Annotated in this window: 5 protein-coding genes; 2 read left to right on the top strand and 3 right to left on the bottom strand. The window is 68.6% G+C overall.

Annotated elements, in window-relative coordinates; translation table 11 throughout:
- Positions 1 to 169 precede the first annotated feature (169 nt).
- Together JOL79_RS25180 and JOL79_RS25175 are read right to left on the bottom strand one after the other, a co-directional pair.
- Positions 170 to 1,291 (bottom strand): sugar ABC transporter substrate-binding protein, encoded by a 1,122-nt coding sequence (locus tag JOL79_RS25180; RefSeq protein WP_210158345.1) that lies wholly within the window; start codon positions 1,289 to 1,291, stop codon positions 170 to 172.
- A gap of 251 nt (positions 1,292 to 1,542) precedes the next feature.
- Complete coding sequence (locus JOL79_RS25175) at positions 1,543 to 2,232, bottom strand: sulfite exporter TauE/SafE family protein (RefSeq protein WP_230985398.1); 690 nt, start codon at positions 2,230 to 2,232, stop codon at positions 1,543 to 1,545.
- Positions 2,233 to 2,535: 303 nt separating this feature from the next.
- Here JOL79_RS25175 and JOL79_RS25170 point away from each other — a divergent pair, with 303 nt between their 5' ends.
- The gene (locus JOL79_RS25170; protein ID WP_210158344.1) at positions 2,536 to 2,760 is read left to right on the top strand and encodes a hypothetical protein; all 225 of its coding nucleotides are present in this window, start codon (positions 2,536 to 2,538) and stop codon (positions 2,758 to 2,760) included.
- On the top strand, positions 2,741 to 3,076 hold the full coding sequence (locus JOL79_RS25165) for a type II toxin-antitoxin system PemK/MazF family toxin (RefSeq protein ID WP_210158343.1): 336 nt from the start codon (positions 2,741 to 2,743) through the stop codon (positions 3,074 to 3,076). Before JOL79_RS25170 ends, JOL79_RS25165 begins: the two co-directional genes overlap by 20 nt.
- 177 nt (positions 3,077 to 3,253) lie before the next feature.
- On the opposite strand, the gene JOL79_RS25160 is transcribed toward JOL79_RS25165, so the two are convergent.
- On the bottom strand, positions 3,254 to 6,028 hold the full coding sequence (locus tag JOL79_RS25160) for an aconitate hydratase (protein ID WP_307848713.1): 2,775 nt from the start codon (positions 6,026 to 6,028) through the stop codon (positions 3,254 to 3,256).
- Positions 6,029 to 6,039: the final 11 nt, after the last annotated feature.

The following is a 6,039-nucleotide window of genomic DNA, read 5'->3' as shown; positions in this document are numbered from 1 at the left end:
AAGGCGACGTCGTGAAGGACCTGCACGGGGCCGAAGCTCTTGTTGATGCCGCGCAGTTCCAGGATCGGTCCCTGGGACACGATGTCTTACTCCATTGATCAATGGGTGGTTCGGCGCTCACGGCGCGGGGGACGCCGGCCCCGCCGGACTCGCCCGACGGGTGGGTGGCTTAGCTGATGCCGGCCTTGGTGCACTTCTCGGCGAAGTCGCCGGTGCACAGCTCGTCCTTGCTCACGAACCCGTCGGCCACCACGTCCTTGACGTTGTCCGTGTAGATGGCCTGCGGGTCGAGCAGCACCGACGGGACGTCACGGCCGGACTCCGGGTCCTTCACGGAACCGCTCGCCGACGGCTGCTCGCCCTTGGCGAGGGCGATGGCCAGCTTCGCGGTGGCGTCGGCCTCCTGCTTGATCGGCTTGTAGACCGTCATGCACTGGTCGCCGTTCAGGATGTTCTGCAGGCCCTGGACGGTGGCGTCCTGGCCGGTGACCGGGACCTTGCCGTTGAGGTGTTGCTTCTTCAGCACGGCGATGGCGGCGTTGCCGAGCCCGTCGTTGGCGGCCAGGACACCGGCGATCTTCGGCTCCTGGGTCAGCATCTGCTCGAAGATGGTGCCGGCCTGCGTGTTGTCCCAGTCGGGAACCGACTGGTCCGGGCCCTTCTTGTAGTCACCGGAGTCGTACTTGGGCTTGAGGACGCTGTCGTAGCCGTTCTTGAACAGCGTCGCGTTGTTGTCGGTCGGCGAGCCGTTCAGCTCGGCCACGATCGGCTTGTCGGCCTTCTTGTCGGTCAGGCACTTGACCAGGCCCTCGCCCTGCAGCTGGCCGACCTTGGTGTTGTCGAAGGAGACGTAGTAGGCGGCGCTGCCGCCGAGGGTGAGCCGGTCGTAGTCGATCGTGGCGACGCCCTGCGACTTGGCCTTGTCCAGGACCGCCTTGCCGGTGCCGCTGTCCAGGTTGACGATCACGAGGACGGTCGCGCCGTTGGTGATCATCTGGTCGGCGATCGTCTGGAACGCGCTCTTGTCGCCCTGCGCGTTCTGGATGTCACTCTCGACACCCGCGGCGTCGAAGGCCTCCTTGAGGTACTTCCGGTCGGCCGTCTCCCACCGTGCGGAGGACTTGCTGTCCGGAAGGATCACACCGATCTTGCCCACCTTGGCGGGCGCGGAGGACGCCGCGGAGCTGCTGCCGCTGTCGGCGGTGGTTTCACCGCTGTTGCCCCCGCAGGCGGTGAGACCGAGGGAGAGCGCCGCAGCCGCGGCGCCGATGCTGAGGATCCCCTTGCGCATCTGGCGTGGGTCCTTTCTCTTACTGGGGGTCTATGTGCTGGTGCGGCCGGGCCACCCGCGATCGCGCACCAGCGCGAGAGGGCGGGGGGTACGGGGCCACCCGGTACGGCAGAGCCGGGTCACGGCGTTTACCGCTCCAGGGAATGTTGTTTGGGACAACGTAAGCCCAACACGAATGTGGTGTAAGACACAGGAAGGTAACTTTTGTTGTGTGCGGTAACAATCAAGAAACGCGACAAAGGTGATCTTCTTCAGGCCGCGAGGCTCCGCGCGAGCACCGCGACGGCCGACAGGGCCGCCACCGAGAGGACGGCACGCCGCACCCTCCCGCCGTCCAGATAGCGGCGCAGCGGCCCCGACACCGCGAAGCCGAGGACGACGAACGGAACGAGCGCCGCACCCGTCACGAGGGCCCGTGCGGGCAGCCGGCCGAGCACGGCGAGAAGCGCGAGGGACTGCAGCGCGCCCAGCACGAAGAACAGCGCGAGGGTCGCCCGGATCTGCGGCCCCTTGGCCGTCTGGTAGACCAGCGCAACGGGCGGGCCACCGATGCCCGTCGCGGTGCCGGTCACGCCCGACAGGAATCCGGCGGCCGTCAGCGTGCCCCCGTTGCGGGGCACCGCGACCGAGCGCGCCGTCAGGGCGACCGCGACCAGCACCATCACGCCCACCAGCACCCCGAGGGCGCGCGTGCTCACGTAGACCACGACGAAGCCGCCGGCGACGCTGCCGGGCAGCCGGCCGAGGACGGCGAAGCCGAAGCCCCGCCAGTCGACCCTCCGCCACTCCCTGGCCAGCGTGAACAGCGGCAGCGTGGCGTTGACGATGTGCACCGCGCCCGGCACGACCCGCGGCTCCAGCATCGCGATTATCGGCGAGGCCAGCAGGCCGAGGCCGAACCCCACCGCCCCCTGGATCACCGCCCCCGCGAAAACCGCCAAACCGCCAAAAATCAGCACAAACAGCTCGTGATTCACGACGGCCGACCGTATCGGCACAGCCCCGGAGCGCGGCAACCGGTTATCGACCCACGAAACTCAGACAATCACCGTCAGTAATGGGCTAATCCAGCGAGAGTAACGAGAGCCTTCGTAGACTGCCAGGTGGCGCCATCGCCATAGCGCTTTTTGTAGACAGGATCGTAGCCTCGCGATATGGGCAGCGAGCAACGCCACACGACGATCCGGGTCAGCACTCTTACTCGCGACAGACTCGCGGCGATCGCCAAACAGGAAGGCAGACCCATGACAGCAGTGATCGACGACGCCGTCGCCGAATACGAACACAAGAAGTTCTGGGAGGAGATGCGAGCAGCGGTCGAGCGGACCCGGCGAGAGGACCCGGAGGGCTGGGCCGATCACCTGGCGGAGACAGCCGCCTTCGACCGGGCCGCTCCAGACGGTCTCGAGCCGGAGGACTGGTCCTCCTACCTGCCCCCGAAGGAGGATGATGCGGATAACCCGCGGTGACCTCTGGCTGGCCGACTACGGTCATCCGATGGGCCGAGAGCAGGGCGGGCCGAGACCAGTGGTGGTCATGAGCGGCCGTGCGGTCAACGACGTGCGGATGGGCTTGGTGTTCACCGTGCCGCTGACCACCGCCGAACGTGGCTGGCCCAGCCATGTCGAGATCGTCCCCGGCACGGGTTTGGAGAAGCAGAGCTGGGCGATGGTGGAGCAGTTCCGCGCCATTTCCGTGCGAAGGCTGACCAGGAGGATCGGCTGGGTGGAGGAGCCGACGCTCGAGAAGATCCGCCTCGTCCTGAGCCATCTCATCAGGGCGTAGGCGAGCCGCTTGAGCGGCTCCCATACCCGCAGGACGGAAGCGTGAGGTGCTCGTGCCGCGTGTCGAGGATGCCTTCCTTCCCCGGGCTACTCTTCACGCCTCGGCCCAGCGGGCGGCGGCGTCCTGGGCGGGACCGGGATCCCGCCCAGGACGGCGTCACGTGCGATGAGGTGCGATTCAGCTCTTGGCGAGCAGGGAGCGCAGGACGTACTGCATGATGCCGCCGTGGCGGTAGTAGTCCGCCTCGCCGGGGGTGTCGATCCGCACCACGGCCTGGAACTCGACGTCCCCGGCCCGCACGGTCACCGTGGTGGGCGTCGTGCCGGTGTTGAGCTCCTCGACGCCGGAGATGTCGAAGGTCTCCTCGCCGGTCAGACCGAGTGAGGCGGCCGTCTCGCCCTCGGGGAACTGCAGCGGGAGCACGCCCATGCCGATGAGGTTCGACCGGTGGATCCGCTCGTACGACTCGGCGATCACGGCGCGGACGCCGAGGAGCGCGGTGCCCTTGGCCGCCCAGTCACGCGACGACCCCGAGCCGTACTCCTTGCCCGCCAGGACGACCAGCGGGACGCCGGCGGCCTGGTAATTCTGCGAGGCGTCGTAGATGAACGACTGCTCGCCGCCCTTGGTGAAGTCGCGGGTGTAGCCGCCCTCCACGCCATCGAGCAGCAGGTTCTTCAGCCGGATGTTGGCGAAGGTGCCGCGGATCATCACCTCGTGGTTGCCCCGGCGCGAGCCGTAGGAGTTGAAGTCCCGCACCTCGACGCCGTGCTCGCGCAGGTAGCGGCCGGCGGGCGTGTCGGCCTTGATCGACCCGGCGGGCGAGATGTGGTCGGTCGTGACCGAGTCGCCCAGCTTGGCCAGCACGCGGGCTCCGCTGATGTCGGTCACCGGCTCGGGCTTGGCCGGCATGCCGTCGAAGTAGGGCGCCTTGCGGACGTAGGTCGAGTCCGGGTCCCACTCGAAGGTGTCGCCGGTCGGGATCGGCAGCGACCGCCAGTGCTCGTCGCCCTTGAAGACGTCGGCGTAGTCACGCTGGAACATGTCCTGGCCGATCGACTCCGAGACGACGGCCGCGACCTCCTCTGGCGCGGGCCAGATGTCCGCGAGGAATACCGGCGCGCCGTCCGAGCCGGTGCCGAGCGGCTCGTTGTTCAGGTCGATGTCCATGGTCCCGGCCAGCGCGTACGCCACGACCAGCGGCGGCGAGGCCAGGTAGTTCATCTTGACGTCGGGGTTGATCCGGCCCTCGAAGTTGCGGTTGCCGGAGAGCACCGCGGTGACCGCGAGGTCGTTCGCCTGGATCGCCTCGGAGATCTCCGGGTCGAGCGGGCCGGAGTTGCCGATGCAGGTGGTGCACCCGTAGCCGACCAGGTTGAAGCCCAGCTTGTCCAGGTACGGCTGGAGACCCGACCGCTCGAAGTAGCCGGTGACGACCTGCGACCCGGGGGCGAGGGACGTCTTCACCCACGGCTTGCGGGTCAGGCCCCGGTCGACGGCGTTGCGGGCGAGCAGGGCCGCGCCGAGCATGACGTACGGGTTGGACGTGTTGGTGCAGGAGGTGATCGCGGCGATCGTCACCACGCCGTGGTCGATCTCGAACGACGTGCCGTCCGACAGGGTGACCGGCGTCGGCCGGTTCGGACGGTCGCCGTTGTGCGGGGCAGCGTGCGGCGCGTCACCGTCGCCGCCGTGCGAGATCGCCGGCGAGTCGGAGGCGGGGAACGACTCCGCCGACGCCTCGTCCACGGGACCCTGGACGCTGTCGTCGGGGGCGTAGTCGCGGACGGCCGCGCGCCACGCCGACTTGGCCTCCGCCAGCGCGATGCGGTCCTGCGGGCGCTTGGGCCCGGCGATGGACGGCACCACGGTGGCGAGGTCGAGCTCGATGTACTCGGAGAACACGGGCTCGGGCGCCGCGGGGTCGAGCCACAGGCCCTGCTCCTTGGCGTAGGCCTCGACGAGCGCGACCTGCTCGGGCGAGCGGCCGGTGAGGGTCAGGTAGTCGATCGTCTGACCGTCGATCGGGAAGATGGCGCAGGTGGAGCCGAACTCGGGGCTCATGTTGCCGATCGTGGCCCGGTTGGCCAGCGGCACGCTGGCCACGCCCTCGCCGTAGAACTCGACGAACTTGCCGACCACACCGTGCTTGCGCAGCATCTCGGTGATCGTGAGGACCAGGTCGGTCGCGGTCGCCCCGGCCGGCAGCCTTCCGGTGAGCCGGAAACCGACCACGCGCGGGATCAGCATGGAGATCGGCTGGCCGAGCATCGCGGCCTCGGCCTCGATGCCGCCGACGCCCCAGCCGAGCACGCCGATACCGTTCTCCATCGTCGTGTGCGAGTCGGTGCCGACACACGTGTCCGGGTACGCCTTGCCGTCGCGGGTCATGACGACGCGGGCGAGGTGCTCGATGTTGACCTGGTGGACGATGCCGGTGCCCGGGGGGACGACCTTGAACTCGTCGAACGCCGTCTGGCCCCAGCGCAGGAACTGGTAGCGCTCGCGGTTGCGCTCGTACTCCCGCTCGACGTTGCGGACGAAGGAGTCGGGGCCGCCGAAGAAGTCGACGATGACCGAGTGGTCGATGACCATCTCGGCCGGCGCCAGCGGATTGATCTTCGCGGCGTCGCCGCCGAGGTCGCGCACGGCCTCCCGCATGGTGGCCAGGTCGACGACGCAGGGCACACCGGTGAAGTCCTGCATGATCACCCGGCCGGGGGTGAACTGGATCTCCACGCTCGGCGTCGCGTTCGGGTCCCAGCCCGCGAGCGCGCGGATGTGGTCGGCGGTGATGTTGGCGCCGTCCTCGGTCCGCAGCAGGTTCTCAAGCAAGATCTTGAGGCTGTACGGGAGGCGCGCCGACCCCTCGACGGCGTCCAGCCGATAGATCTCGTACGACGCGTCACCGACGCGCAGCGTGTCACGGCTGCCGAAGCTGTTCGCGGACACGGAACTTCGCC

Origin of the sequence: Microbispora oryzae, assembly GCF_017896165.1 — a bacterium.
Classification (GTDB): Bacteria; Actinomycetota; Actinomycetes; order Streptosporangiales; family Streptosporangiaceae; genus Microbispora; species Microbispora oryzae.
Note: the sequence above shows the minus strand (reverse complement) of the source record. Positions and strands in the feature narration are given on the sequence as shown.

Excerpts from the sequence above, each read along its gene's own strand:
- JOL79_RS25180 (WP_210158345.1), bottom strand. The coding sequence starts at position 1,291 with ATGCGCAAGGGGATCCTCAGCATCGGCGCCGCGGCTGCGGCGCTCTCC.
- JOL79_RS25170 (WP_210158344.1), top strand. The coding sequence starts at position 2,536 with ATGACAGCAGTGATCGACGACGCCGTCGCCGAATACGAACACAAGAAG.
- JOL79_RS25165 (WP_210158343.1), top strand. The coding sequence starts at position 2,741 with ATGCGGATAACCCGCGGTGACCTCTGGCTGGCCGACTACGGTCATCCG.